Origin of the sequence: Streptomyces sp. D2-8, assembly GCF_023184515.1 — a bacterium.
Taxonomy (GTDB): domain Bacteria; phylum Actinomycetota; class Actinomycetes; order Streptomycetales; family Streptomycetaceae; genus Streptomyces.
The window spans coordinates 169534-195110 of the sequence record NZ_JAAHBP010000015.1; the positions used below are offsets into that span (position 1 = coordinate 169534).

At 71.7% G+C, this 25577-nt stretch carries 24 protein-coding genes and 1 pseudogene; 11 read left to right on the top strand and 14 right to left on the bottom strand.

The genetic code is table 11. The features are described 5' to 3' along the window. The first annotated feature begins 52 nt into the window (after positions 1 to 52). Both G3I77_RS25915 and G3I77_RS25920 read left to right on the top strand, forming a co-directional pair. Positions 53 to 1147, top strand: a complete 1095-nt coding sequence (locus tag G3I77_RS25915; protein ID WP_248507594.1) for a DUF5925 domain-containing protein — start codon at positions 53 to 55, stop codon at positions 1145 to 1147. Positions 1148 to 1197: 50 nt separating this feature from the next. Beyond that, complete coding sequence (locus tag G3I77_RS25920; protein ID WP_248507595.1) at positions 1198 to 1974, top strand: DUF72 domain-containing protein; 777 nt, start codon at positions 1198 to 1200, stop codon at positions 1972 to 1974. Between the two features lie 6 nt (positions 1975 to 1980). Here the strand turns inward: G3I77_RS25920 and G3I77_RS25925 are convergent, their stop codons facing one another. Beyond that, positions 1981 to 2349, bottom strand: a complete 369-nt coding sequence (locus G3I77_RS25925; protein WP_248507596.1) for a GntR family transcriptional regulator — start codon at positions 2347 to 2349, stop codon at positions 1981 to 1983. Positions 2350 to 2420: 71 nt separating this feature from the next. Between G3I77_RS25925 and G3I77_RS25930 the strand changes: the two genes are divergently transcribed. Together G3I77_RS25930 and G3I77_RS25935 are read left to right on the top strand one after the other, a co-directional pair. Then, positions 2421 to 3350 (top strand): GNAT family N-acetyltransferase, encoded by a 930-nt coding sequence (locus tag G3I77_RS25930; protein WP_248507597.1) that lies wholly within the window; start codon positions 2421 to 2423, stop codon positions 3348 to 3350. Further along, positions 3331 to 3831, top strand: coding sequence for a DUF402 domain-containing protein (locus G3I77_RS25935; protein WP_248507598.1), 501 nt, complete (start codon positions 3331 to 3333; stop codon positions 3829 to 3831). Before G3I77_RS25930 ends, G3I77_RS25935 begins: the two co-directional genes overlap by 20 nt. On the opposite strand, the gene G3I77_RS25940 is transcribed toward G3I77_RS25935, so the two are convergent. Further along, on the bottom strand, positions 3790 to 4422 hold the full coding sequence (locus G3I77_RS25940) for a bifunctional 2-polyprenyl-6-hydroxyphenol methylase/3-demethylubiquinol 3-O-methyltransferase UbiG (RefSeq protein WP_248507599.1): 633 nt from the start codon (positions 4420 to 4422) through the stop codon (positions 3790 to 3792). The two genes, G3I77_RS25935 and G3I77_RS25940, sit on opposite strands and share 42 nt — an antisense overlap. A 139-nt stretch (positions 4423 to 4561) precedes the next feature. Between G3I77_RS25940 and G3I77_RS40700 the strand changes: the two genes are divergently transcribed. Further along, positions 4562 to 4696 (top strand): hypothetical protein, encoded by a 135-nt coding sequence (locus G3I77_RS40700; RefSeq protein ID WP_282573930.1) that lies wholly within the window; start codon positions 4562 to 4564, stop codon positions 4694 to 4696. A gap of 48 nt (positions 4697 to 4744) precedes the next feature. Here G3I77_RS40700 and G3I77_RS25945 read toward each other — a convergent pair. Then, positions 4745 to 5026: pseudogene (locus tag G3I77_RS25945) on the bottom strand (GNAT family N-acetyltransferase); the annotation flags it as partial. Positions 5027 to 5209: 183 nt separating this feature from the next. Between G3I77_RS25945 and G3I77_RS25950 the strand changes: the two are divergent. Then, positions 5210 to 6211 carry a lytic polysaccharide monooxygenase gene (locus tag G3I77_RS25950; protein WP_248507600.1) on the top strand — a complete coding sequence of 334 codons (1002 nt, stop codon included), beginning with the start codon at positions 5210 to 5212 and terminating at the stop codon, positions 6209 to 6211. Positions 6212 to 6352: 141 nt separating this feature from the next. On the opposite strand, the gene G3I77_RS25955 is transcribed toward G3I77_RS25950, so the two are convergent. Both G3I77_RS25955 and G3I77_RS25960 read right to left on the bottom strand, forming a co-directional pair. Next, entirely contained in the window at positions 6353 to 7213 is an 861-nt protein-coding gene (locus tag G3I77_RS25955; RefSeq protein ID WP_248507601.1) for a triacylglycerol lipase, read from the bottom strand. Positions 7214 to 7385: 172 nt separating this feature from the next. Continuing rightward, a complete protein-coding gene (locus tag G3I77_RS25960) occupies positions 7386 to 7832 on the bottom strand; it encodes a MarR family winged helix-turn-helix transcriptional regulator (RefSeq protein ID WP_248507602.1) in 447 nt (148 codons plus the stop codon). A gap of 79 nt (positions 7833 to 7911) precedes the next feature. Here G3I77_RS25960 and G3I77_RS25965 point away from each other — a divergent pair, with 79 nt between their 5' ends. Further along, positions 7912 to 8286: a cupin domain-containing protein gene (locus G3I77_RS25965; protein WP_248507603.1), complete on the top strand. Its 375-nt coding sequence runs from the start codon at positions 7912 to 7914 to the stop codon at positions 8284 to 8286. Between the two features lie 16 nt (positions 8287 to 8302). On the opposite strand, the gene G3I77_RS25970 is transcribed toward G3I77_RS25965, so the two are convergent. Both G3I77_RS25970 and G3I77_RS25975 read right to left on the bottom strand, forming a co-directional pair. Then, positions 8303 to 9286 (bottom strand): hypothetical protein, encoded by a 984-nt coding sequence (locus G3I77_RS25970; RefSeq protein ID WP_248507604.1) that lies wholly within the window; start codon positions 9284 to 9286, stop codon positions 8303 to 8305. Next, positions 9283 to 12777: a DNA polymerase III subunit alpha gene (locus G3I77_RS25975; protein ID WP_248507605.1), complete on the bottom strand. Its 3495-nt coding sequence runs from the start codon at positions 12775 to 12777 to the stop codon at positions 9283 to 9285. The genes G3I77_RS25970 and G3I77_RS25975 overlap by 4 nt, the downstream gene beginning before the upstream one ends. A gap of 154 nt (positions 12778 to 12931) precedes the next feature. Here G3I77_RS25975 and G3I77_RS25980 point away from each other — a divergent pair, with 154 nt between their 5' ends. After that, positions 12932 to 13936 (top strand): DUF3533 domain-containing protein, encoded by a 1005-nt coding sequence (locus G3I77_RS25980; protein WP_248507606.1) that lies wholly within the window; start codon positions 12932 to 12934, stop codon positions 13934 to 13936. A gap of 256 nt (positions 13937 to 14192) precedes the next feature. On the opposite strand, the gene G3I77_RS25985 is transcribed toward G3I77_RS25980, so the two are convergent. From G3I77_RS25985 to G3I77_RS26000, 4 genes are all read right to left on the bottom strand, one after another. Beyond that, complete coding sequence (locus G3I77_RS25985; RefSeq protein WP_248507608.1) at positions 14193 to 15275, bottom strand: S1 family peptidase; 1083 nt, start codon at positions 15273 to 15275, stop codon at positions 14193 to 14195. Positions 15276 to 15641: 366 nt separating this feature from the next. Next, a complete protein-coding gene (locus tag G3I77_RS25990) occupies positions 15642 to 16547 on the bottom strand; it encodes a S1 family peptidase (protein ID WP_248507610.1) in 906 nt (301 codons plus the stop codon). Between the two features lie 299 nt (positions 16548 to 16846). Further along, on the bottom strand, positions 16847 to 17164 hold the full coding sequence (locus tag G3I77_RS25995) for a hypothetical protein (RefSeq protein WP_374386725.1): 318 nt from the start codon (positions 17162 to 17164) through the stop codon (positions 16847 to 16849). A gap of 29 nt (positions 17165 to 17193) precedes the next feature. Further along, complete coding sequence (locus G3I77_RS26000; protein ID WP_248507612.1) at positions 17194 to 18435, bottom strand: DUF5685 family protein; 1242 nt, start codon at positions 18433 to 18435, stop codon at positions 17194 to 17196. A 290-nt stretch (positions 18436 to 18725) separates the two neighbouring features. Between G3I77_RS26000 and G3I77_RS26005 the strand changes: the two genes are divergently transcribed. Then, positions 18726 to 19163, top strand: coding sequence for a cell division protein SepF (locus G3I77_RS26005; RefSeq protein ID WP_248507614.1), 438 nt, complete (start codon positions 18726 to 18728; stop codon positions 19161 to 19163). Between the two features lie 49 nt (positions 19164 to 19212). Here G3I77_RS26005 and G3I77_RS26010 read toward each other — a convergent pair whose 3' ends face one another. Together G3I77_RS26010 and G3I77_RS26015 are read right to left on the bottom strand one after the other, a co-directional pair. Beyond that, a complete protein-coding gene (locus G3I77_RS26010; RefSeq protein WP_248507616.1) occupies positions 19213 to 20403 on the bottom strand; it encodes an acyl-CoA dehydrogenase family protein in 1191 nt (396 codons plus the stop codon). Between the two features lie 240 nt (positions 20404 to 20643). Continuing rightward, entirely contained in the window at positions 20644 to 22245 is a 1602-nt protein-coding gene (locus G3I77_RS26015; RefSeq protein ID WP_248507618.1) for an MFS transporter, read from the bottom strand. A gap of 264 nt (positions 22246 to 22509) precedes the next feature. Between G3I77_RS26015 and G3I77_RS26020 the strand changes: the two genes are divergently transcribed. Further along, a complete protein-coding gene (locus G3I77_RS26020; protein WP_248507620.1) occupies positions 22510 to 23697 on the top strand; it encodes a hypothetical protein in 1188 nt (395 codons plus the stop codon). 227 nt (positions 23698 to 23924) lie between these two features. Then, positions 23925 to 24920 (top strand): phosphatase PAP2 family protein, encoded by a 996-nt coding sequence (locus tag G3I77_RS26025; RefSeq protein WP_248507622.1) that lies wholly within the window; start codon positions 23925 to 23927, stop codon positions 24918 to 24920. A gap of 76 nt (positions 24921 to 24996) precedes the next feature. On the opposite strand, the gene G3I77_RS26030 is transcribed toward G3I77_RS26025, so the two are convergent. Beyond that, positions 24997 to 25212, bottom strand: a complete 216-nt coding sequence (locus G3I77_RS26030) for an I78 family peptidase inhibitor (protein WP_248507624.1) — start codon at positions 25210 to 25212, stop codon at positions 24997 to 24999. Positions 25213 to 25577: the final 365 nt, after the last annotated feature.

Sequence of the window (25577 nt, forward strand, 5' to 3'; positions counted from 1 at the left end):
GTGCACCTGGAAACCGGGTGCACGCGGCGTCCCCGTGCCGGATCATGGCGGCATGTCTGGAAACCCGCACGAGGCGCTGCCGATCCGGCTCAACGTCGACGACTCCGACTCCCCGTCCGACGTCGTCGACGCGCTGTTCCTCGGCCGCTTCGCGACGGGCGAGCAGCCGTACTCCCACGCGGTGAACATCGACCGCGTGCGGTCCGGGGCGACGCTGATGCCGTCCGGCGCCCGGGTGCTGCGCGTCGCCCGGGACGACGACCGCAGCGCGACCCTCGCCGAGGGCGACGGCTGGACGCTGCTGGTCTCCCGCTGGAACCGGGGCGCCGACGTCACGGTGACGGCGACCAGCGAGGAACTGGCGAAGAAGGTCCTCGACCAGGCCACGGACGGCGCGGCGGACGAGCCCGAACCGCAGCCGGAGAACGTCACGATGGGCTTCTGGTACGTCTCCCCGCGCCGCGGCCCGCACCGCACCACCCGCCAGATCGCGGCGGGCACCTGGGACGAGGTCCGGCCCAACTACACCGCGCCGGTGGCGGACGCCATGGACCGCCTGATGAAGACGACCCCCGAGGACATCGCGGGCCGTCTGCTGCTGCTGCACGGCCCGCCGGGCACCGGCAAGACGTCGGCGCTGCGGACGCTGGCCCGTTCCTGGCGCGACTGGTGCCAGGTGGACTGCGTCCTGGACCCCGAGCGGCTCTTCTCCGACGTCGGCTATCTCATGGACATCGCCATCGGCGAGGAGGACGCGACGGGCAAGGGCCGCTGGCGGCTGCTGCTCCTGGAGGACTGCGACGAGCTGATCCGCGGCGAGGCCAAGCACACGGCGGGCCAGGCGCTGTCGAGGCTGCTGAATCTGACGGACGGACTGCTCGGCCAGGGCCGCAACGTCCTGGTCGGCGTCACGACCAATGAGGACCTGGAGCGCCTGCACCCCGCCGTGGTCCGGCCCGGCCGCTGCCTCGCCCGGATCGAGGTCGGTCCGCTGACCCGTTCCGAGGCGGTGAGCTGGCTGGGCCACGAGGACGGCGTGGGCCGTGAAGGCGCGACGCTGGCGGAGCTGTACGCGCTGCGCCGGGGCACGTCCCCGACGGCCCTGCCGGAGCCGCGCGGGGGCGTCGACGCGGGGCTGTATCTGTAGGAGCTTCACATCTGTAGGAGCTCCACGCTCGCTGGTGTTTTGATGGGTGTATGACCCTGTTCGTCGGCACGTCCGGGTGGCAGTACAAGGACTGGCGGGACGTCCTGTACCCGTCCGGGCTGCCGATGCGGCTCTGGCTGGAGGAGTACGCGCGGCACTTCGCCACCGTCGAGATCAACAACGCCTTCTACCGGCTGCCGGCCCGGGAGACCTTCGAGGGCTGGCGGGGGCGGGTGCCCGGGGACTTCGTCGTCGCGGTCAAGGCGAGCCGCTATCTGACCCACATCAAGCGGCTCAAGGACCCCGAGGAGCCGGTGCACCGCCTGATGAGCCACGCGGCGGGCCTCGGCGAACGGCTCGGCCCGGTCCTGCTCCAGCTCCCGCCCACCCTGCGCGCCGACCCGGGCCTGCTGGACGCCTGTCTGGCCTGCTTCCCGGCTTCGACCCGGGTCGCGGTCGAGCCGCGCCACGACTCCTGGTGGACACCCGAGGTCCGCCGCGTCCTGGAGTCCCGGCGTGCCGCCCTGTGCTGGGCCGACATCCTGGCCCGCCCCGCGACGCCCCTGTGGCGCACCGCCGACTGGGGCTACGTCCGCTTCCACCAGGGCCGCGCCCGGCCCTGGCCCCGCTACGGCCGCCGCTCCCTCGCCACCTGGCTCGACCGCATCACCACGACCTGGCCCGGCGGCGAGGACGTCTACGCGTACTTCAACAACGACCCGGGCGGCGCGGCGGTGGAGGACGCGATGGCGTTCTCACGGGCGGGGAGGTCGGCGGGACTGGACATCACACGGACACCCGAGCGACTGGCGCAGCAGTCCGGTTAGGACGCCCTACTCCCCGTAGACCGCCCGCAGGGCGTCCCGGACCGCGGCGAGCGCGGCGTCCTCGCCCAGCCCGAGCCTCCTGGCCCGCTCCGCATAGGCCTGTGCGGCCGAGGCCAGCTCGCGGTCCGCCGCCGAGCCGGCGGCGGCCACGAACGTGCCGTTGCGGCCCCGCGTCTCGATCACCCCGTCCGCCTCCAGCGCCCGGTACGCCTTGGCGACCGTGTTCGCGGCGAGTCCCAGTGACTCGGCCAGCCCCCGCACGGTCGGCAGCCGGTACCCCACCGGCAGCGCACCCGACCGCGCCTGCTCGGAGATCCGCGCCCGCACCTGCTCGTAGGGCGGAGCACTGTCGTCGATGTCGATCTTCAAGGTCACAGGCCGATTGTCGCGCACCCGGCGGAAAATGAGAGGCACCCCGGACTTGTCCACGCGTAGCGTGCGCCACCATGACCGTGATCGTGCGCGACCTGCGCCCCGACGTCCGAGCCGACGCCGAGGGCTTCTCCGACACCCGCCGCCTCGCCCTGCCGTACATGCTCTCCACGCCCGAGTCGGTGGTGCACACCCTGACGCACGCCCACCCGGACGCCCGCTTCGGGCAGCTCGTCGCCGAGGAGGACGGCGAGATCATCGGCACGGCCCAGGTGCATGTCGCCCACGACAGCCCGGAACCCGGCCAGGGCTCCGCCAACATCTATGTGCGCCCCGGCCGCAGGAACCGCGGCGCCGGTTCGCTCCTGCTGCGCACCGCCGAGGAGCGCCTGGGACGCCTGGGCGTCACGAAGCTGTTCACCTGGGTGCTGGACGAGCCGGACAACCGCGCCTTCGCCGAGCGGCACGGCTTCCGGGCCAGCCGTTCCGCCTGGTTCCTGCGCCTGGACCTGAAGGCCGGTGCCCTGCCGCCCCGCCAGGACCTCCCGGCGGGCGTCGAGCTGCGCACGGCCGCCGACTTCGCGGACGACCCGCGCCCTGTGTTCGAACTGGACGCGGAGACCACGTCGGACGAACCGAGCGACATCGACGTGGAGTTCACGGACTACGACGCGTGGATCGAGGAGACCTGGAGGCACCCGCTCCTGAACCGCGACCTGACCACGATCGCGGTCGTCGACGGCCGCCCCGCCGCCTTCAGCGTGGCGTACACCGACGGCGACTCCCGCTACGGCACCGCCATGACCGGCACCTCCCGCGCGTTCCGCGGCCGGGGCCTGGCGAAGCTCGCCAAGAACGACTCCCTGCATCGCGCCCGCGCCGCGGGGTACACGGAGGCGTTCACCGGCAACGACACCGGCAACGAGCCGATGATCGCCATCAACAAGTGGTTCGGCTACGAGATCTGCGCGAAGGAAGTGCGTTATGTCCGCGAACTCGGCTGACCTGCCCCCGCAGCTGGAGGTCGTGCTCGTCAAGGCGGGCCGTACGAAGATCCGTTACACCGGAGAGCTGCTGACGGACGACGGCACGCGCGTCGCGGTCCGCGCGCCGTGGGCGGGCTCCGGCGTCCGCGACTTCGGCTTCGTCCGCTTCGAGCCCGGGGACGTCTTCACCGAGTACTACTGGCGCGACCGCTGGTACGCGGTGAAGGAGGTCCGCTCCGCCACGGGCGCGCTGAAGGGCTGGTACTGCGACGTCACCCGACCCGCGCGGCGCTCCGGTCCGGAGCTGGTCGTGGAGGATCTCGACCTGGACCTGTGGCGCTCCGCGGACGGCACGGACGTACGGCGCCTCGACGAGGACGAGTTCGCCGCGAGCGGCCTCGGCGAGTCGGACCCGGAGGCGGCGTCCGCCGCGCTGGCGGCGCTCGACGAGCTGGAGTCACTGGCCCGCGGCGACGGCTTCACCGCGCTCCTGGCCTGACGCCCCGGGCTGCGCGACCACCGCGTACCGCTCGTCCGTCACCGCCCTGCCCCACAGCAGCGGGTCGTCCGAGAGCCGCTCCACGCGCACCCGCCCGGCGATCGGGGCGAGCAGGCCGGTGAGCCGCCCGGCGGATATGCCGACCGGCTCGACGCTCCCCCACACGCCCTCGACCAGCACGAGCCGCCCGCCCGGCCGCAGCAGCCCGCACCAGTACCTGAGGGCGCGGCCGGGGTCGGGCAGGGCCCACAGGACATGCCGGACGAGCACGGCGTCGAAGCGCTGTTCCCCGACCGGGGGTGCCGCGGCGTCACCGACGAGGAACACCGCGTCACGCCCGGCGAGCTTCTCCCTGGCGAGCGTCACCATCGCCGGGGAGAGGTCGACGCCCGTCACCCGGTGCCCTTGCTCGGAGGCGAGGAGTGACAGGCTGCCGGTGCCGCACCCGAGGTCGAGGACGTCGCCCGCCCGTCCGGGCAGCCAGCCCCGCAGTCGCCCGGCCCAGGCGCGGCGCACCTCGGGATCGCGCAGGCCGTGGTCCGGCTCCTCGTCGAAGGAGGCTGCCTCGGCGTCCCAGTCCACGTTCGTCATGGGCCCAAGAGTGACACCCGCCACTGACACTCGAATCGTGACTGCCGCCACTGACAGACCAGGAGCGATGAGTAACTCTCCCCCGAAAGGTCTACCTCCGTGAGAACGCGGAACCCGGTAGACCCTGAAGGAGGCAGCCATGCGCCGTGTGACCGTGCAGAAGCCCCTGAAGAAGACGGACGTCCGCCGGGTCCGCGAAGAGGCCGAGGAGTGCCCCGCGGGGCGCCCCGAGGTGCGCAAGGACATCGCCCGCACCTGGTGGCCGGACGCCTGAACGGCCGGTGCCGGTCATAAGGCGCGCAGGAGCTGCCGCCCGCGGGGGTCGGAGCAGCGGCCGCCCCACTCCCCCGCCGCGCGCGGTGGGGTGGACGGCGATGATGTCGAGGAAGAGATGGTCCTCGAACGCCTCGACCACGACGAGCCCGGTCACGGGCTCTCCCGTCACGAACACCTTGCCCGCGGCCACGTTCGCCTCGTGGTCCTCCTCCATGGGCTGCGGCACCCGCCCGATGCGCTCGACGTAGGGGCGGAGGGCCGCGTCGATCACGTCCTTGGCGACCGGTACGTCGGCGGCACCGGCCGACCGGATCTCCTCGCCTGCCATGCCCGCGACGGTACCTACCTGATGCCAGCCCGAACACTCCCTTAAGCGGGCCATAAGGATCTCCTCCACCCGCCCTCAGCAGGCGATTTCACGGTTCTCAGGGGCTAGCTTCGGACCACCCCACGGGGATCCGGCCCAGTCGGGCCCGGACCTGTCCCATGAACCGTTTCGAGGAGTTCCCGCATGCCCGCACGCCGCAAGGTAGCCACCGTCGCCGCCCTCGGCAGCCTCCCGCTCGCCCTGACCGCGCTGACCGCCGCACCGGCCGCCGCGCACGGTTCGATGGGCGACCCGGTCAGCCGGGTCTCGCAGTGCTACGCCGAGGGCCCCGAGAGCCCGAAGTCGGCCGCGTGCAAGGCGGCGGTCGCGGCGGGCGGCACCCAGGCCCTCTACGACTGGAACGGCATCCGCATCGGCGACGCGGGCGGCCGGCACCAGCAGCTCATCCCGGACGGCAAGCTGTGCAGCGCGAACAGTGAGGAGTTCAAGGGCCTCGACCTGGCCCGCGCCGACTGGCCGGCGACCGGCGTGAGCAGCGGCTCGCACACCTTCAAGTACCGCGTGACGGCCCCTCACAAGGGCACCTTCAAGGTGTACATCACCAAGCCCGGTTACGACCCGGCCAAGCCGCTCGCCTGGAAGGACCTGGATCTCGCGAACCCGGTCGCGACGTCCACCGACCCGGCCGCAGCCGACGGTTTCTACACCTTCTCCGGCACCCTGCCCCAGCGCTCCGGCAAGCACCTGCTGTACGCGGTCTGGCAGCGGTCGGACAGTCCGGAGGCCTTCTACTCCTGCTCGGACGTCAGCTTCGGCGGTGGTGGCGGCCCGGCGGGCGGCGCCGCCCCGGCCCCGTCCGCCTCCGCACCCACCAAGGAGCAGATCGAGGAGGGCAACGACAAGTCGACGGTCGAGCACCACGGGCACGGCGACAACGACCCCAGCACCTCGGCGGAGCCGGCCGCGGCCCCGCAGGAGAGCACGCCGGACCGGCCGAAGGCCGCCGCGCCCGCTCCCAACCGGCCCGAGGCGGCCGGTGCCACCGGGAACCTCGCCGAGACCGGCGGCGACAGCGGCACCACGTACCTCGCGATCGGCGGCGCGGCCACGCTGGCGCTCGGCTCGTCGGCCCTGTTCCTGTCGGCCCGGCGCCGGACGGTGAGCGTCGGGCGGCACGGCCGGTGAACCACGGTCCGGTGAAGAACGGCCCGGTGAAGAACGGGCCAGTCAACCAAGGCCGTTGACTCGGTCCACCACCGCCCCATGACCCGGGGCCTGTCCGGCGGCTCAGGCCGGACAGGCCCCGGAACGTTTCGCTGACACGTGTCAGTCGAACACCGAAGCGCAGGTGGTGGGCCTGGCACGCCCCGGATCAAGGGCGTTGGCCACCTCGTGGAAGACGACCCGGTCCAGCAGTCCGACGGCCACGTGCTCGGACAGGTCGAGGGGGCAGAGGTCCTGGAGCAGGACGTTGCGCACGTCCGGCCCGCTCAGATACTGGCTGCGCCACGGCGTGACCACCTCGTCGTACCGGGTGGCGATGACGGTGTAGCGCACGCCGGGCACGGTGTCGCCGCCCGCGTTGAGCTTGGCGAGGAAGGCGGAGCCGGCTACCTGGTCGGCGAGGGCGGGGGTGTTCTTCGCCAACAGGTCGGCCGCGCCGGGGAAGTACGGCAGCAGGTTGGTGAAGCCGCTCAGGGTGGTCCCGTGGTTGCTGGGCGCGATGCCGACCAGGGCGTTCACCTTGGCGGCTCCGCCGAGGAACTTCAGGTAGTAGCGGGGCATCATGCCGCCCTGCGAGTGCCCGACGATGTCGGTCTCGGCTGCGCCGGTGGCCGCGAGGACCTTGTTCACGAAGTCCTTCAGCTGTCCGGCGGACTTCTCGACGGGTCCGAGGCCGTGGAAGAAGGGGACTCCGTCGAGCTGACCGTAGTCGAGGGAGAAGACGCAGTAGTCGCGGACCTTCAGGTAGGGGGCGAGGCCCAGCCAGTTGTCGACGGAGTTCCCGAGGGTGCCGTGGACGAGGACGACGGGGCGGGGGTGGGCGGCGGAGGGCTTGCAGGAGTAGTTGTTCCAGCCGGAGCTCGGGGCGCCGGCGGCCTGGGCGGTGGTGGCGGGGACGGTGACGGCCGCGACGGTCAGCAGCAGCGCGGCCAGGGGTCTGAGTACTCGTTTCCAGGGCAGCATCGGGTGATCTCCTTGCGGCTCAAGGGAGGTGCGACGGCACGAGGCCCTGTGATCCGGATCACGAGGATGCTGTTCACTCGTCAAGTTACGAGCGAGTAGTCGAACTGGGAAGTTACGCGTCAGTAAAAACTTGCAGCGATAGTTGGCGCCAAGGGCCCCGGCCGACGCCCCCTCACCAGGCGGGCCGAATGGGCCCGTGTGGAGCGATCCGCAGCAACTGCCCCCCGAGCGACCGCACTTCCCGCTCCCCCAGCAGGTCCGCCCATTCCCGCACAGCCTCCGCAGCCGCCTCCTCCGCGGCCCGCGTACAGTCCCGGCCCCGCCCGGTCAGCACGACCAGCCGCGCCCGCGCGTCCCCGGGATGCGGCCGCCGCTCGGCATACCCCTTGCGCACCATCTCGTCGACGAGCTGGCTCGCGGCCTGCTTGGTCACCCCGAGATGGACGGCGAGGTCGGTGACCGTCGCGCCGTCCGGGGCGAGCCGGGCGAAGGCGAACCCGTGCGCGGGCCGCAACCCCTCGAAGCCGCGAGCGATCACGCCCTCGTGGATGCGTTGCGTGAGCCCGCCGGCGACGGCGAGCAGGGCGGCGGACAGGGTCATGGCCTCGGAGTTCTGCACCCCTGCATTGAAACACCCTTGACGCGATGGTCAAGCTGCTTGACTATACCGTCAAGCAGCTTGACCACTTGGAGGCCTCATGCCCATCGTCCGCTCGTCCGAAGCCGTCACCCACGAGATCCACGGCGCCCGTTTCGTCTCGTACGCCACCCCGAGCAGCGGCAGCAAGGAGCTGTGCGCCTGGCGCGGCGAGATCCCGGCCGGCCTCAAGGCACCCGCGCACACGGTCAGCCGGGAGGAGATCTTCCATCTGCTCGACGGCGAGCTGCTGATCACACTCGACGGCCGCACCGAGCGGATCGCCGCGGGCGACACGGTGATCGTCAACCCCGGCGCCACCCTGACCGTCGAGAACCCGACCGACCGGACCGCGTCCTCCTGGGTCACCACCGCGATCGGCCTGGAGGCACGGCTGGCGGACGGCACCCGCATCGTGCCGCCGTGGGCCAACTGACGTCACACGGAAGGCTCTACGCCGCCCGCCCCCCTAGCCCCCCGGGCATCACCGCCCGCGGCCCGAACTTCGCCCGCGCGCGGTCCGCGACCTCCTCGATACGGCGGACCTTCTCGTCCACCGGGTCGAAGGTCAGCTGATGGGAGGCCTGGTCGGCGGGGTCGAGCCCCTCGGCGCGCAGGGCGATCGCGCGGACCCGGGCCCGCTGGAGTCCGAGCGCCTCGTACATGCCGTACGCGGCCCTGGTCAGCACCGGGGAGTGCGCGGTCGGTTCGGGCAGGGTGCGGCTGCGGGTCGTGGCGGACCTGTCGGCGTAGCGCACGGTGAGGGTGAGCGTGCGGCAGACCTTCTCCAGGGCGCGCAGCCGGGCGCCGATCTCCTCGGCGGCGGACAGCAGCGCCCGGCGGTGCCGGTCCGGGTCCAGCTCGTCGCGCCCGAAGGGGCGTTCCGTCGCGAGGGACCGGGAGACCGCGTTCGGTACGACCCGGCCGCGGTCGATGCCGTTCGCCTTCTCGCGCAGCTCGCGGCCGGGCTTCGCGCCGATCAGCCGCTGCAGCGTGGACAGCGGCGCTGCGGCGACCCGGCCGAGGGTGTCGAGGCCGTAGTCGCCCAGCGTGCGGGCGGTCGCGGTGCCCACACCGGGCAGCGCGGCGAGGGGCTTGTCCGCGAGGAACTCCGCGATGGCGTCCGGCTCGTCGGGCACCGTGCACGTCACCCCGGGCACGGCGTCGCGCAGCGCCATCCGGGCCAGCATCGGCCCGGGCCCGGCCCCGATCACACAGTCGACGCCGTGGAGCGCGAGCGACCGCACCCGGATCACCGAGGCCAGTTCGACGGCGTCCCGCCGGAAGTACCGCTCGGCGCCGCGCAGATCGGCCAGCGCCCCGTCCGGTGGCAGGGCCTGGACGACGGGGGTGAACTCCTCGAGCATCCCGAGCAGCTGGGGCAGATCCGCCTCGTTCGCCGGAGGCGGCTGGAAACGTACGCAGAGGATGGTCATCCCGCACTCCCCGGACTCTGGTGCCACAACTTCCTTGTGTTCGCGGGCCCTTCGCCCGCCGGACGCAGATCGGCCCAGGGGTGCATCTCGTACCCCGTGGGCATGCGGATCTTCCGCTGCTCCATCGGATCCTTGGCCGCGGAGCCCGTAGGCGCGGGCACTCCGTCCGACCCGGCGAGCCGCCGACGCGCGGCCCCTTCACCGTCGCCGCCGGAACCGTCATCGCCGGGGCCGGCCAGCCGGGCCGCGACCCCCTCCAGCCCCTCCTCCCGGCGCACTTCCAGCAGGTCCGCGAGGTTCCAGGCGGCGGCACCCACCACGCTGAGGCTGCGCGGGCCGCGGCGCTGCACCACCCCGCGCACCAGCAGCAGCCAGGAGTGGAAGACGGTGTGGGCGCAGGCATCGTGGGAGTCGTCGAAGAAGGCGAGGTCGACCAGGCCCGTGCCGTCGTCCAGGGTGGAGAAGATGACGCGCTTGCCGGACCGGATCGGCGGCGTCTGGGTGGCCGCCTTGGCGCCCGCGACCAGCACCGTCTCCCCGTGCCGGGCCTCGCGCAGGCGCCGCGCCGACACCACGCCCAGCTCGTCGAGGAACTGCCGGTGATCGTCCATCAGATTGCGCGATGCGTCCATGGACAGCACGCCCAGCTCGGCGCTTAGCCGCTCCGAGGAGGTGAGGTCGGGCAGCCCGGCCGGTGCGGTCCTCCGTCCCCCGGCCAGCGGCAACTGGCCACCGCCCCCGCCCCGGGCACCCCGGTGCAGCTCGGTCAGATGCAGTTGCAGATCACGGCGGTTGGCGCCGAACGCGTCCAGCGCTCCCACCTGAGCGAGCCGCTGGGCCAGCGGACGGCTGGGCCGGCCCCGCTCCCAGAAGTCGACCAGCGAGGCGTACGGCTGCCCCTCGGCGATCCGCGCCGCCTCGGCCTCGCGGATGCCGTGCACATCGGAGAGGGCCAACCGCAGCCCCCATTTACCGGACACCAGTTCGATACGATGTGCGACCCCCGACGTGTTCACATCCAACGGCAGCACGGGCACCCCACGCCGCCGCGCGTCCGCCAGCAGCAGCCGCTTCGGGTACATGCCGGGGTCGTGCGTGAGCAGCCCCGCGTAGAAGGCGGCCGGGTGATGCGTTTTCAGCCACGCCGACTGGTACGTCGGCACGGCGAAGGCGACCGCGTGCGCCTTGCAGAAGCCGTACGACCCGAAGGCCTCGACGATCTCCCAGGTCCGCTGAATCGTTTCCGCGTCATAGCCGTTCGCCGCCGCGTGCTGCGCGAACCACACCTTGATGCGCTCCTGCGACTCCGGATCCGACAGCCCGCGCCGCACCCGGTCGGCCTCGCCGCGCCCGCAGCCGGTCATGATGTCGACGATGTCGATGATCTGCTCGTGGAAGACGACGACCCCGCAGGTCTCCTTCAGCGGACCCTCCAGATCCGGGTGCGGATACCGGATCGGCGCCCGTCCGTGCCGTGCCTCGATGAACGGCCGCACCATGTCGGCGGCGACCGGCCCGGGCCGGAACAGCGAGATGTCGACGACGAGATCGTGGAAGGTGGCCGGCTGGAGCCGCCCGACCAGGTCCCGCTGTCCGGGCGACTCGATCTGGAAGCACCCGAGGGTCTCGGTGGACTGGATCAGCCGGTACGTCTCCGGATCCCCCGGCGGCAGCCCGTCCAGATCGACCCCGGCCCCCGTCGCCCGCTCCACTTCCGCCACCGCGTGCGCCATGGCCGACTGCATCCGCACGCCCAGCACGTCCAGCTTGAGCAGCCCGAGGTCCTCGACGTCGTCCTTGTCGAACTGCGACATCGGAAAGCCCTCGCCGCTGGTCGGCATGACCGGCGTACGCGCCAGCAGGGAGGCGTCGGACAGCAGCACCCCGCACGGGTGCATGGCCATCCCGCGCGGCAGGGCGTCCAGTGCCTCGACCAGCTCCCACAGCCTCCCGTACTTCTCCTTCTCCCCCGCCAGGGCCCGCAGCTCGGGCAGCTCCTCCAGCGCGGCGCGGGCGTCCCGCGCCCGGATATGGGGAAAGGACTTGGCGATGCGGTCGATCTCGGCCGGGTCCATGGACAGGGCCGCCCCCACATCCCGGATCGCATGCCGCACGCGATACGTCTCCGGCATCGCGACCGTCGCGACCCGCTCGGTGCCGAACCGGTCGATGATCGCGCGGTAGACCTCCAGCCGCCGCGCGGACTCCACGTCGATGTCGATGTCGGGCAGCACGACCCGCTCCTTCGACAGGAACCGCTCCATCAGCAGCCGGTGCTCGATCGGATCGGCATGCGCGATACCGAGCAGGTGGTTGACGAGCGACCCGGCCCCGGACCCCCGGGCGGCGACCCGGACGCCCATCTTCCGCACGTCCTCCACCACCTGGGAGACGGTCAGGAAGTAGGAGGCGAATCCGTGGTGGGCGATGATGTCCAGCTCGTGGTGCATCCGCTCCCAGTACTCCCGCCGCCGGTCGTATCCGCGCAGCACCATCCCGGCCGCCGCCCGCGAGGCCAGCGTCCGCTGGGCGGTGCGGTGTCCGGCGCCGACCAGATGCGGCTCGGGAAAGTGGACGGTGCCGATCCCGAGATCGTCCTCGGGGTCGACCAGGCACTCGGCAGCCGTGGCCTCCGTCTGCTCCACCAGCCGGTGAGCGGTCTCCCGCCGGAACCCCGCGGCCTCCACGATCCGCTCCGCCGCCCCGAGCATGTCCCCGGCGCCCTTGAGCCAGGCCTCACCGGAGTCCAGCCCCTTGGCCGGGTCGATGGGCACCAGCCGCCGGGCGGCGTCCAGCACGTCGGCGACCGGCCCCAGCCCCGGGTCGGCGTACCGCACCGCGTTGGTGAGCACGGGCCGGATCCGCTGCTCGGCGGCGAACCCGACGGTACGGGCGGCCAGCCGCAGCGACCCGGGCCCCGTGCCCTTCCGGCCGTGCCAGACGGCCTCCAGCCGCAGGTCGTCGCCGTAGACGTCCCGCCAGGGCGCGAGCAGCCGCGCCGCACGGTCGGGCCGCCCCGCGGCCAGGGCACGCCCCACGTCCGACGCAGGCCCGAGCAGCACGGTCAGCCCCTCGGCGTGATTGCGCTCCCAGGGCAGCAGGGGCGTCCCCTCCCCTTCATGGGCGGCCGAGACGAGCCGGCACAGCTCTCCCCACCCCCGGGCACCGTCCCGGGCGAGGAAGACCGCACGAGGAGCCGACTCGTCGACAAAGGCACCACCCCGCACCGGGGTCCGGCGCCGCCCCGGCCGCTCGGTTCCGGCCCCGGGCTCCGCGGCCGCCACGGCCAGATCGGCTCCGAACAGCGGCCGGACCCCCGCCTTGCCGCAGGCCTTCGAGAACCGGACCGCGCCGGCGAGCGTGTCGCGATCGGTCAGCGCCAGAGCGTCCATGCCCCGCTCGGAGGCACGCTCGGCCAGCCGCTCCGGGTGGGAGGCTCCATAGCGCAACGAGAATCCGGAGACGGTGTGCAGATGCGTGAACCCCGGCACACGCACCTCCCGCACTCGTGAGCCACACCAGCTCTCGAACATCTGTTCCCAGTAACCTCACCCCCACCATACCCCCAACCTCGAATGTATGTGCGACATCCGTTCGGCCCCGCCCCACCTGCGGAAACACCGCACACCGCCCGACCGTGGAGGCATGCCGCACAGCTCGTTCCTCGCCGAGGTGAGAGACGCCGTCACGCCCCGGGCCACCCTGCTCATCGTCGGCGTGATCGCGCTCCAGCTGCTGTTCATCGCCTCCTATGTGGGGGCGCTGCACGACCCGAAGCCCAAGGACGTGCCCTTCGGCCTGGTCGCCCCACAGGCCGCCGCCCCACAGGCGGTCACCCGGCTGGAACGCCTTCCCGGCTCCCCCCTGGACCCCCGCGCCCTGCCCGACGAGGCCACAGCCCGCACCCAGCTCGCGAACCGCGACATCGACGCCGCGCTGATCATCGACCCCAGGGGCAGCACCGACACCCTCCTGGTCGCCTCCGGCGGCGGCAGGGTCCTCTCCACCACGCTGACGGCCCTCGTCACCACCCTGGAGAAGTCCGAGCGGCGCACCATCCGGACGATCGACGTGATCCCGTCCGCGCCCCACGACCCCAACGGACTCTCGTCCTTCTACCTGGTGATCGGCTGGTGCGTGGGCGGCTACCTGGGCGCGGCGGCCCTGGCCATCAGCGCCGGGGCGAAACCCTCCAACCCCACCCGCGCCGCGATCCGCCTGGGGGTCATGGCCCTGGTCGCGATCACCGGCGGTCTCGGCGGAGCCCTCATCACCGGCCCGATCCTGGACGCCCTGCCCGGCAGCACCGCGGCCCTCTGGGGCCTGGGCACCCTGATCATCTTCGCGGTGGGAGCAGCCACCCTCGCCCTTCAGGGCGTCTTCGGCACGATCGGCATCGGCCTGGTCATCCTGCTGGTGGTCATCCTCGGCAACCCCAGCGCCGGCGGAGCCCTGCCCCCACCCCTCCTCCCACCCTTCTGGAAGGCGATCGGCCCGGCCCTGCCCCCAGGCGCCGGCACATGGTCGACGCGCTCCATCGCCTACTTCGACAACAACGCGATGACCGGCCCTTTGCTGGTCCTGGCGGCATGGGCGGCGGCGGGAGCGGCGATCACCATGGCATCGGCCGCACGCCGAAAGGCGCCGTAACCCCCGCCCACGGGGCCCGCACCCGCGCACGGCGAGTAGGGGACGGGTCGGGGGGGGTGTCCGCCCGCAGAGGTCGGCGCGTCAACGAACAGTCAGTCGGCACGCGACCCCATCGCGCCGTTCCGAGGACGGACACCCCCCGACGCGGCCCCGACCCACACCCGGCGAAGAGGCGCAGACGACGCGCACCCCCACCGGAGGTACACGCAAAAGTCCCGCCCCTCGCACAAGGGGCGGGACTTCACACACTCACATGTCAGCCGATCTGCGTCCCGGTCGCCGACAGCGCCTCGGTCACCGGCTGGAAGAACGTCTCCCCGCCCGAGGTGCAGTCACCGCTGCCACCGGACGTGAGCCCGACCGCCTTGTCCCCGGAGAACAGCGACCCGCCACTGTCACCCGGCTCCGCGCACACGTCGGTCTGGATCAGCCCGTTCACGATGTCGCCGTTGCCGTAGTTCACGGTGGCGTCCAGCCCGGTGACCTTGCCCTCGTGCACCTGCGTGGTCGACCCGCTCCGGGTGACCGCCATGCCGACGGTCGCGTCCGCGGCGCCCGAGATCGCCTGGGTGGAGCCGTTGTAGAGGTTCACCTCACTCGGGTGAGCGACCTCGGCGGTGTACTTGACCAGCCCGTAGTCGTCGTCCGGGAAGCTGGAGTCCGCGTTGGTGCCGATCTCCTTGCCGCTGGAGTCCGACCACGTGGAGATGCCCTCGGTGCAGTGACCGGCGGTCAGGAAGAACGGCTCGCCGCCCTTGACCACGTTGAAGCCCAGCGAGCAGCGCCCGCTGCCACCGGTGATCGCGTCGCCACCGGCGATGAAGGGCTTGTACTCCCCCTTCGACCGCTTGAGTTCGGCCTTCGCGCCCAGCCCGTCCACGACCTTCGTCAGCGTCGCCCACTCGGCCTTGGAGACCGTGCGGTCGGCGGTCACGACGACCTTGTTCGTCGTCGGGTCGGTCACCCAGGCGGTGCCCGGGATCGTCGCGTCCTGCTTCAGCGTGCTGCGGGCGCTCTTGAGCTCGGCGAGGGAGTTCGCCACGACTCTCGCCTTGGCGCCGGCCTTCTCGACGGCCTGCGCGGCGGCCTCGTCGAGCACGTTCACCACGAGGCTCTTGCTCTTGGTGTCGTAGTACGTCCCGGCGGCGTCGCCGCCCAGGTCCTCGGCCAGCGTCGAGGCGAGCTTTCCGGCCGCGGTGACCGACAGGGTCCGGGGTGCGGACGCCTCAGGGGTCTCACTGGCGTTCGCGGTCTGGAACGTCACTCCCGCGGCGACCAGCGCGGCGATGCCCGCACCTGCCACGGCTGCACGCCGCTTGGGTATGCGTCGGTGCTTCAACTTCTGTCCTCCTGTGGGGGGTCGGCACGCGAGGTTGTGGGGACCTCACTAGCCGGAAGGCTTCGTTGACGAGCGCCCACTATTCCGAGGACAACGGGGAGCACACAAGGGTGAGTTCGAGACGCGCGTAGACAGCGCTTCGCACGCCCTCCCATTCTGACCGTCCACGATCAAATCGGACCCAACTCCCGCGCGTTCACAGTGCAAATATTACGCGTGAGTAATGTGTACCCACTCTGCGAGGTCTGCCCGTGGCTGGATTTCGCCCCTCCGGCGCCCGGTTCAAGAAGGGAGCCGCGCGCAGCGCGAAGCCCCCGCACGCGGCGCGTGCGGGGGCCGGAAGTGCTGCGAACTGCCGCCAGGGGCCTAGTAGACGCTGACGCCGTAGGCGCTCAGGGCCTCCGTGACGGGCTGGAAGAACGTCGTACCACCGGAGGAGCAGTTGCCGCTGCCGCCGGAGGTCAGACCGTATGCCGTGCCGTTGCTGCCGTAGAGCGGGCCGCCGGAGTCACCGGGCTCGGCGCAGACGGTCGTCTGGATCAGGCCGGAGACGATGTCCCCGCCGCCGTAGTTGACGGTGGCGTTGAGGGCGGTGACACGGCCGCTGTGCGTACCGGTCGTGGAGCCGTCACGGATGACGGTGGTGCCCACGCTCGGGGTGGCCGCGCGCGTGATGTCCACGCCGTTCGCGGTGCCGGGGCGGCTGACGGACCCGCTGTAGCGCACGATGCCGTAGTCGTTGCCCGGGAAGCTGGAGCCGGCGGTGGAGCCGATGACCGTGGTGCGGCCGGAGTTGGAGTACCAGGTACCCGCGCCGTCGGTGCAGTGACCGGCGGTCAGGAAGTACTCGGTGCCGTTGCTGGCACGGACGTTGAAGCCGAGCGAGCAGCGCCAGCTACTCGCATAGATGGCGTCGCCGCCCTGGATGAGCTTGTTGAACTTGCCGGGGGTGCGCTTGATCGTGAGCGCGTCGGCGTTGCCGCCGGCCTGCTGCTTGATCTTCGCTATCTCGGCCTGCGTGACCGTGCTGTCCACGGTCAGGAGCACGCGGTTGGTCTTGCTGTCGACGGCCCAGGCGGTGCCCGGGATGTCAGCCTTCAGCAACGAACCGCTGGCGCTCTTGAGCTCCGCGGCGCTGAAGGTGGTGGGGGCGTCGGAGGCGTTCGCGCTGGGGATCGCGATCGCTGCGGCGGCAACGAGGCCGGTGGAAACGGCGATCAGCCGGGTCCGTCTCGAAATGCCACTGCGGGGGGTGGTGCGCTTGATCCTCACTTTTCGTTCCTCCACAAAGGAAGTCGGGGGCCCTCGTGGGGTTTCGGGCCCGTGAGGCGCAGTCAGAGACCAGCTGTCCGGATTCCGAACCCGCCGTGCCCCTGACAAGCGCTGAGGGGGAGTATTCGGCCGAACGGCCGGTCGGCGCAAGAGTGCCTTTCGGACTTCAACCTTTGAGAGGTCTTTACGAAGCCGCCCCGCGGCCGGCATCCGAGCCCGCGCCCGTCGGCGTTCGGCACCCGGGCCGTACGGCCGGTGTCATACGGCGTGAACCGTCCCGGCACCGCCCGACGCGGGTCCTACGGCGTGACCCGGAGGCCGCGGAATGCCCGGCGCGCGGAGGATTCCGGGTCGAAGTCCCGCACGCCCCACGCCCCCTCGCGCATCAGCACGACCAGCCGCCGCTCGCCGTACACCACCCGGGTCCTGCTCGCGAGGCCCGGGTCGCCGTCGGCCCGCCAGGACCCGGGGATGTCCGGAAGTCGACCGTCCGGATAGCTCCCGAGCCAGTGGGCGCCGATGAGCGCGAGCGGCCCGTGCGGCCCGTACGGCACCGACACCGTCGCGAGGCGCCGCTCGTGCCACCGCTGCCGGTCCTCGGATACGTCCGTCGCCATAAAGGCGACCCCTGTCACACGGGGCCGGGTCAGCCGCCGCAGGGGCAGCAGCAGTCGCACCCGTCGCAGTCGCAGTCCCGGCAGACGCCCTCGCGCTTCTTACGGGACCACGGCCCCTCGTACTCCTTGGCGCAGCACAGCTTGCAGGTGCAGCACAGGAGCCAGAACATCCCGCAGCCGGCCCAGAACCCCCGCCGGCGGGGCGGCTGCGGCACCGGTGCGCCCCCGCCGAAAGCGCCGCCGCCGAATCCGCCCCCGCCGAACCCGTCACCGCCGTACGCGCCTCCCCCACCGGCGTACGGATGTCCGCCGCCCGCGTACGGGTGCTGCGGGGAGCCGTAGGGCCCCTGGGGCTGCTGTCCGTGGGGTCCCTGCGGTCCGTAGGGCCCGCCGCCCTGGTGGGAGGCGCACACCGGCACCGTCCCGAATGCCCGGTCCACCGAGCGCCGCAGTTCGTGCACGAGCAGCAGATGCACGAGCCGCGCGTCGGTGAACTCGGCGTCGCGCAGCGCGAGCCGCACCCCGTGCACGGCGTCGTCGGCGAGCCGCCGGACCTCCGGGAGGGAGGCACCGGTCGCCGCGATCGGGTTCCAGGCGCCTGACGCGGCGTCAGCGTGCAGGTCCTCCACGGCGTCCAGGAGGTGCGCGAGGCGGCCGAAGAGCCGCCCGGCCTCGGCGAGCGGCTGGGCGTTGTGCGGCCGGCCGGCGAGGACGGCCGTGTGCGCGAAGGCCGCGGCGGTCGCGGTCTCGGTCGGTTCGGTGACGGTCAGGAGCGGCGTCCCGGGCCCGGCCAGCGCCTCGATCCCGGCCTGCCGGTCCACGGCGTCGACCAGGAGAGCGGTGTCGAATCCCACTGCGGTGCCGGTCCGGGCGCCGGCCGTGTCCCAGCTCGCGGCGACCCGGCGCGCGGCATGCGCCACCGGCCTGCGGGCCAAGAGCCCGTCACCGTCGATGACGTGGTCGCGCACCTTCGCCGAGGCCAGCACCAGGGAGACGGCCGCCGCGAGCCGGGCTCCCTCGCCGTGCGCGACGGAGGCGGTGCGCATGCCCCGCAGCGGGCACGGACCGGCCGTGCGCCGGTAGGTCCCGGCGCTCTCCGCCTGAGCCTCCGTCAAAACAGATATGAGCAGCCCGTCATAGTTCGTCACTATCCGGGCGAACTGTCCGTGGTCACCGCGCAGTGCGAGGCAGAGCCCGCACAAATGCGCCATCCACTGGCTCGCGAGCTTCTCCCCGAGCCGGTGACTACAGGGCCTGACGATTCCGAACACAACGCTCCCCCGAGCTTCGTAACGACGTTGAGCTGCGGCATCGTATCGGCCTCCGCATTCACCCGTACGCCCCGGCCGTCACCCGTACGCCGAGAAGAATCATATTTCACTCACAGTCAGCAGCCGTTTGGGAAACGCCCCTTGGGACACACGGACTCTCGACGGATTCGCTGTGCACCAGTACCGTCACAAACCCCCCGTGCGGCGTCTATCCACTTGGCGCGCCATCCGCATCATGGACGACCATAGGGATGCGGAAAGCAGAAAGACCGCTGTGAGAGGAGGCGTCCATGGGATCGGTACGCAAGGCAAGTGCCTGGCTTGGCCTCGTCGACGACAACGAAGACGAGCGTTACTACGACGACGACTACTCCGACGGGACCGAGCCCGGGGAGGCCTGGGTCACCGATCCGCGTGTCAAGGTGGCCTCGGACGTCGCCGAGGAGAAGGGCCGCCGCATCGGCACGGTGACCCCGGACAGCTTCCGGGACGCGCGCGCCATCGGCGAGCTGTTCCGCGAGGGCGTGCCGGTGATCATGAACCTCACGGCCATGGAGGCCTCCGACGCCAAGCGCGTGGTCGACTTCGCGGCCGGGCTGATCTTCGGCCTGCGCGGTTCGATCGAGAGAGTGTCGACCCGCGTGTTCCTGCTGACCCCGGCCAACACGGAGATCGTCAACGGCGATCCGGCCGCGCACCGCACGGACGGCTTCTTCAACCAGAGCTGAGGCAGGGCCGCTCACCGGCCCTGCCCCCGCGCAGGGTTACCGGACCGGCCTACCGGAAGGCATCGAGTCCGGTGAGCGCCTTGCCCAGCACGAGCTGGTGCATCTCGACGGTGCCCTCATAGGTGAGCACCGACTCGAGGTTCGTCGCGTGCCGCATGACGGGATATTCGAGCGAGATCCCGTTGGCGCCGAGAATGGTCCGGGCCGTGCGGCAGATCTCGATCGCCTCCCGGACGTTGTTGAGCTTGCCGAAGCTGACCTGCTCGGGACGCAGACGGCCGGCGTCCATACGCCGCCCCAGATGATGGGCGAGCAGAATCCCCTTGTGCAGTTCGACCGCCATGTCGGCGAGTTTGGCCTGGGTGAGCTGGAAGCCGCCGATGGGCCGCCCGAACTGCTCCCGTGACTTCGCATAGTCGACCGCGGCCTCGAAACTGCTGCGGGCCGCGCCCATGGCGCCCCAGACGATTCCGTACCGGGCGTGGGACAGACAGCCGAGGGGTCCGCGCAGGCCGGTGACCTCCGGGAGGACGGCGTCGGCGGGCAGCCGTACGTCGTCGAGCACGAGCTCGCTGGTGACCGACGCCCGGAGGGACCACTTGTGCTTGATCTCGGGTGCGGAGAATCCGCCGCTGTCGGTGGGCACCGCGAACCCGCGGATTCCGTCGTCGGTCTGCGCCCATACGACGGCGACGCCGGCGACCGACCCGTTGGTGATCCACATCTTGCGGCCGTTGAGGACCCAGTCGGAGCCGTCGCGCTTGGCGTACGTCCGCATGGAGGCGGGGTCGGAGCCGTGATCGGGCTCGGTGAGCCCGAAGCAGCCGATGACCTCGCCGGCGGCCATGCCCGGCAGCCACTGCTGCTTCTGCTCCTCGCTGCCGAACCGGTGGATCGCGTACATGGCGAGGGAGCCCTGCACGGAGACGAGGGAACGGATGCCGGAGTCGGCGGCCTCCAGCTCCAGGCAGGCGAGCCCGTACTGCACGGCGGACGCACCGGCACAGCCGTACCCGTCCAGGGACATCCCGAGGGCACCGATGCCGCCGAGCTCCTTGGCCAGCTCCCCGATACCCGGCAGCTCCCCCTTCTCGTACCACTCGGCGACATACGGCAGCACCCGGTCCGCGGCCCAGGCCCGCACGGTGTCCCTGATCCCGAGGTCCTCCGGCTCCAGCAGGTCGTCCAGGCCGAGGGGATCGGCAGGATCAAAGGGAGGCAGCTTGGACGAACCGGACATGATCGACACCCTCCGAGACTCTTTAACTAGCACCGCTAGCCAAGACGCTACGGCGTCCACCCACCCACGCACCACCCGTAGTGCCAACTGAGACGTGAACCCGCCCGTCGGGCGCAGCCCAGGAGGGCCCCGTGCCCGAAGACCGCGCCACCGTGAGCCGCCGACGGTGTGGTACCACCACGGGCGCCCCCTGCCCCTCGGCCGACCGTTACGGGCGGCGCGTGGGAGGGCGGAGGGGCGTCACACCGAGACGCGTGAGTCCGCCGCGTCCCTCGGGGCGGGAAGCTCCACCGACTCCGACTCACACTGCATGACCCGCGGCAACCGCAACGCCATCGCCGCCCCCAGCAGCAACAACCCCGCGCTCACCAGCAGCGTCACATGCAGCCCGTGCACGAACGCATCCCGGGCGGCATGCCGCAGAGCGGCACCGGCAGACCCGCCCAGCTGCGCGGCAACCTCGTACGCCTCCCCCAGCGAATGCCCCGCCGAGGAGGACGCCGACGCCGGAACCCCCGCCACACCCGACAGCCCGGGCGCGTACGCCGCGTTCATCACCGTGCCGAGCAGCGCGATCCCGATCCCGGCCCCGAGCTGGTACGACGTCTCCCCGATCGCCGCCGCCCCACCGGCCTGCTCCTGCGGAGCCTCGCTCAGCATCGACTCGTACGCCCCGAACAGCGTCGTCTCCAGCCCGAAGCCGAGCAGCACGAAACCACTCAGCATCAGCGCACAGTCGTCCGTCCGGCCCAGCGCCGTCAGCAGCACCACCGCGAACGCCGTGAGGCAGAACCCGGCGCACACCATCCGCCGCGGCCCGAACCGCCGCAGCATCCGCGCCCCGGCCAGCCCGGCCGCCATCGCCGCGAACGTCAGCGGCAGCAGCCGCAGACCGGTCTCCAGCGGCGACAGCCCGAGCACCAGTTGCAGGTACTGGGCCGCGATCAGCTCCAGCCCCACCAGCGCGAGCATCGCGAGAACGATGCACCCGACAGACGTGCTGAACGCCGGCCGCGCGAACATCCTGAGGTCCACCAGCGGATACGTCCGCCGCCGCTGCCGCCGTACGAAGCCGGCCAGCAGCCCGGCACCCACCACCAGCGGCAGCACCGTGAGCAGACTGCCCACCGACTCCCCGCTGCCGAGCCGCTTCACGCCCAGCACGACACCGAACAGCCCGGCCGCCGCCATCAGCGCACCGACCACGTCCCAGGGGCCCTTGCCGTCACCCTTCGACTCGGGCAGCAGCAGCCGTCCCACCGGGAGGCTGACCAGCATCAACGGAATGTTGACGAGGAACACCGAGCCCCACCAGAAGTGCTCCAGCAGGAAGCCGCCGAGCAGCGGACCGACCGCCGCGCCCACCGCGGCCACGGCACTCCAGATGCCGATCGCGAGCGCCCGCTCGCGCCGGTCCGGAAAGACCTGCCGCAGGATCGACAGGGTCGCGGGCATGATCATCGCGCCGCCCACGCCGAGCAGCGCCCGCGCCACGATCAGCACATGGGCGGTGTCGGCCAGGGCCGCGAGGCCGGAAGCGACGCCGAACAGCGCGTAGCCGAGGAGCAGGACTCTTCGGCGGCCGATGCGGTCGCCCAGCGTGCCGAAAAGGATCAGCAGCGAGGCGCAGACCAGTGGGTAGACGTCGACGATCCAGAGCAGCTCCATCCCGCCGGGCTTCAGGTCCTCCGTGACGGCGGGGACCGCCACGTGCAGCACGGTGGCGTCGACGGCGACCAGCAGCAGGCTGACGCAGAGGACGACGAGAACCACCCAGCGGTTGGCACCGGCCCCGGCCGCCCGACGGCGCAGCGCAGCACCGGCCGTGGTCGTCCCGGACATGTACGTACCTCCCAGATGTTCCCTCGCGATCGGCGGGCTAGCGGGGTGGGGGACGCCCCCGCGACTCGGCCGGAGAGGAGCGGTGGTCTCCGGCCCGCGCAAAACGAAAAGCGAGTGACACGTCAGAGTACGCGAGTCCCGGTGGGAGACCAGTGGCGGACCTCTCACACCTCCGGCGGAAAGATGTGGCGTACGCCACTCTCCCCTACGTCGTCCACGCCCCACCCGGCCGGGTGGTTCCGGACCGGGTCGATAATCGGGCGCGTGACCGATCTTGAGACGCGCGCGGTCCCGTCCCGTGCCGGGGCGCTGCGCCGGGCGGCCCCGGCGCTCGCCGGGTACGCGGCCGTCCGCGCCCTGGGCCTGCTCGCCCTGTTCGTGTGGAGCGCGGCGCGGGACAAGAGCGCGTACACGCTGCTGACCGCTCGCTGGGACGCGCTCTGGTACGCCAGGGTCGCCGATCTCGGCTACGGCTACGAGGTGCGGCTGGCGAACGGAGACGTGCACTCGAACCTGGCGTTCTTCCCGCTGCTGCCCTGGCTGGAGCGGCTGGTGGCGGCGGTGTCGCCGCTGTCGTACGCGGACGGGGGCTTCGTCGTCAGCCTGTTCGCCTCACTCGCCGCGGCCTGGGGGATCTTCGCGGTGGCGGACCAGGTGTACGGCCGCCGGGCCGGGGTGTGCGCGGTGCTGCTGTGGGCCGTCCTGCCGGTCGGAATCGTGCAGTCGATGGCCTACAGCGAGTCCCTGTTCACGGCGCTCGCCGCGTGGTCGCTGTACGCGGTGCTGACCGGCCGCTGGGTGACGGCGGGCACGCTGGCCCTGCTGGCGGGCCTGACCCGTCCGGTGGGACTGGCCGTGGTGGCGGCGGTGTGGGTGGCGGCGGTGGCCTCCTTCGTACGGGAAAGGCGTGCGACCGGCCCGGACGCGCCCGACGCCCCGGTCGGCCCCGGAACCCGGGCCCGGCGAGTCCTCGGCATGCTCCTGGCCCCCCTCGGCACCGCCGGCTACGTGCTCTGGGTCGGCCACCACACCGGCAAGGGCCCGCTGGGCTATCTGGACGTCCAGGCCGGATGGCGCAACGGTTTCGACGGCGGCTACGCCTTCGCCCGGTTCGTCGCCGAGAAGTTCACGTCGTTCCCGGCGGCTCTGGCCGGCGTGGGACTGATCCTCGGGGTCGCGTCAGTCGTCTGGCTGTATGTGACCGGAGTACGTCAGCGCCAGCCGCTGCCACTGCTGGTCTACAGCGGGGTCGTGACCGCGCTCGCCCTGTGCGCGTCGAGCTACTTCGGCTCGAAACCGCGTCTGCTGCTGCCCGCCTTCCCCTTGCTGCTGCCCCTCGCTCTGGCTCTGGCCAGGGCGCGTATCCGCAGGTCAGCGGCGGTGCTCGGGTGCGTGGCGGTGGCCAGTGCGCTGTACGGGGCGTTCTGGCTCAACGGCTCCGGTCCGCCCTGACCCGCTGTGAGCGTCAGGGGAATTCAGCGCCATCCCCCGGTGAACGAATTCAAAAGCGCAATAAAACCCGCTTCCGGAATGATCAAAGGAATTGAAGGCCGCAGCGGCCGACGATTGCGGATTCGCTGGAAATAAACCTCCTCCTGAGAGGAATCCCACATCACATCGTCATCACAAAGCCGTTGATTCGCCCGGGATCCGAGCTCACTCGCTGTAACGTCGATTGGGTGCGTACCGAACCGAAGCTCACCCGTCTGGACCGGGTGTTCGCCCGGCTGGACCGTGAGCCGGAACGACCGGCCCACATCGATGTGCCGAAGATGAGCAGGCACCGCATCGTGCTCTTCGCGGCGACCCTGGCCTTCTACGGCGCGATCGTGTGGGCCGTGGTGATCACGTCCTGGCTGGTCCGGCTCGACTGGCAGGTCATGTTCTTCCGCCCGTACCAGCAGTGGTCGGAGATCCACTGGTTCGTCGACTACTACGTGGTCCTCGGCCAGCGCGGCCCGACGGCGGTGATGGTCGCGGCCTGGCTGGGCTGGCGCTCCTGGCGTCAGCACACCCTGCGGCCGCTGCTCGCGCTCGGCGTCTCGCTGCTGCTGCTCAACATCACGGTCGGCGCCGCCAAGTACGGCATGGGCCGCCTGGGACCGCACTACGCGACCTCGATCGGCTCGAACGAGATGTGGCTCGGCGGCGATATATTTCCGAGCGGTCACACCGCCAACGCCGTGGTGACCTGGGGAATCCTGGCCTATCTGGCCTCCACCGCGAGAGCGCAGCGCTGGCTGTCCGCGGTGTCCGCGGTGACGTCGCTCGGCGTCGGGATGGCCACCGTCTACCTCGGTACGCACTGGCTGAGCGATGTGCTCCTCGGCTGGACCGCGGGTCTGCTGATCCTGCTCGGCCTGCCGTGGTTCGAGCCGCTGATCGCCCGCGCCGAGGACGCCATCTTCGACCTGCGCGACCGTCTGCGGGCCCGCAGGCGCGGCACCCCGGCCGTCCCGGCCGGCGCGCCGCCCGTGGTGGTCACGCCGCTTCCCGCCGACCGTGACGACGTCGCGGCCCGCTCGTCCCGGGCCACGGCCTGCCTGGCGCCGGGGCCGCACACGGTCCGCTCGGAGCGCGTGCCGATCACCCCGGCCGGCAGCTGCCGCACGCCGCACGCGGAGCGCCACCCACGCGGTTCCACCCCGTCGGCCCGGCCTCTGACGGGCGGCTGACCAGGGGCCGGTGCGCGCCCCCGTCCGGCATGGCGAAGGCCCCGGATCCGTTCGGAACCGGGGCCTTCGCCGGGTATCAGCCCTTCCAGGCCCGCGCCACCCGGCCGCCCTTGACCTCGAAGTTCAGCCGGCCCACGCGGTACTCCATCGTGATGATCGCCCCCGGCTGCAGCGCACGCACCGTCGCCCAGCCGCGCTCGCGCGCGAGGCGTTCGGCCCTGCCGGCCTCCAGGCCGACATAGGTGTCCGGGCTGTCGTCGGGTTCCGCGGAAGGTGTCGGAGTCGGTGCCATGCCGCCACGCTATGTCCTGGCCGGCCGACCAGGGAAGTCCGGGTCCGTGGCTGGTCACTGTCCGCCTCCGGTCACGCTTCTGTCACAAGATCACGACAGGAGTTTCGGGCGCTGCCCGTCACACGGACGAGCGGTTCCGTACGCCTTCCGCAGGCATTCGATCGTAATTCCCGCGTGTCACATGAGCTCATGGAAAAGCCCGGCGGAAAATGCCGGGAGAAGGGCCTGCGGGGCTCCGTTCCTTTCCGGTGCCGCACCGACCCGGCGGAGTCGGCGCGGCAGAGAAAATGCATGGCTTCGGCACTCAGAGGCCGGTACGCCCCCTGTCGGAGCGCGCGGCGGCGCGAGCATCATGGCGTGAGCTC

Bases quoted from the DNA above. Each gene is read 5' to 3' on its own strand.
- G3I77_RS26030 (WP_248507624.1), bottom strand. From the start codon at position 25,212: ATGGCACCGACTCCGACACCTTCCGCGGAACCCGACGACAGCCCGGAC.
- G3I77_RS25915 (WP_248507594.1), top strand. From the start codon at position 53: ATGTCTGGAAACCCGCACGAGGCGCTGCCGATCCGGCTCAACGTCGAC.
- G3I77_RS25930 (WP_248507597.1), top strand. From the start codon at position 2,421: ATGACCGTGATCGTGCGCGACCTGCGCCCCGACGTCCGAGCCGACGCC.
- G3I77_RS26005 (WP_248507614.1), top strand. From the start codon at position 18,726: ATGGGATCGGTACGCAAGGCAAGTGCCTGGCTTGGCCTCGTCGACGAC.
- G3I77_RS25950 (WP_248507600.1), top strand. From the start codon at position 5,210: ATGCCCGCACGCCGCAAGGTAGCCACCGTCGCCGCCCTCGGCAGCCTC.
- G3I77_RS40700 (WP_282573930.1), top strand. From the start codon at position 4,562: ATGCGCCGTGTGACCGTGCAGAAGCCCCTGAAGAAGACGGACGTCCGC.
- G3I77_RS25970 (WP_248507604.1), bottom strand. From the start codon at position 9,286: ATGACCATCCTCTGCGTACGTTTCCAGCCGCCTCCGGCGAACGAGGCG.
- G3I77_RS25995 (WP_374386725.1), bottom strand. From the start codon at position 17,164: ATGGCGACGGACGTATCCGAGGACCGGCAGCGGTGGCACGAGCGGCGC.
- G3I77_RS26010 (WP_248507616.1), bottom strand. From the start codon at position 20,403: ATGTCCGGTTCGTCCAAGCTGCCTCCCTTTGATCCTGCCGATCCCCTC.
- G3I77_RS25940 (WP_248507599.1), bottom strand. From the start codon at position 4,422: ATGACGAACGTGGACTGGGACGCCGAGGCAGCCTCCTTCGACGAGGAG.
- G3I77_RS25965 (WP_248507603.1), top strand. From the start codon at position 7,912: ATGCCCATCGTCCGCTCGTCCGAAGCCGTCACCCACGAGATCCACGGC.
- G3I77_RS25980 (WP_248507606.1), top strand. From the start codon at position 12,932: ATGCCGCACAGCTCGTTCCTCGCCGAGGTGAGAGACGCCGTCACGCCC.
- G3I77_RS25955 (WP_248507601.1), bottom strand. From the start codon at position 7,213: ATGCTGCCCTGGAAACGAGTACTCAGACCCCTGGCCGCGCTGCTGCTG.
- G3I77_RS25920 (WP_248507595.1), top strand. From the start codon at position 1,198: ATGACCCTGTTCGTCGGCACGTCCGGGTGGCAGTACAAGGACTGGCGG.
- G3I77_RS26015 (WP_248507618.1), bottom strand. From the start codon at position 22,245: ATGTCCGGGACGACCACGGCCGGTGCTGCGCTGCGCCGTCGGGCGGCC.
- G3I77_RS25935 (WP_248507598.1), top strand. From the start codon at position 3,331: ATGTCCGCGAACTCGGCTGACCTGCCCCCGCAGCTGGAGGTCGTGCTC.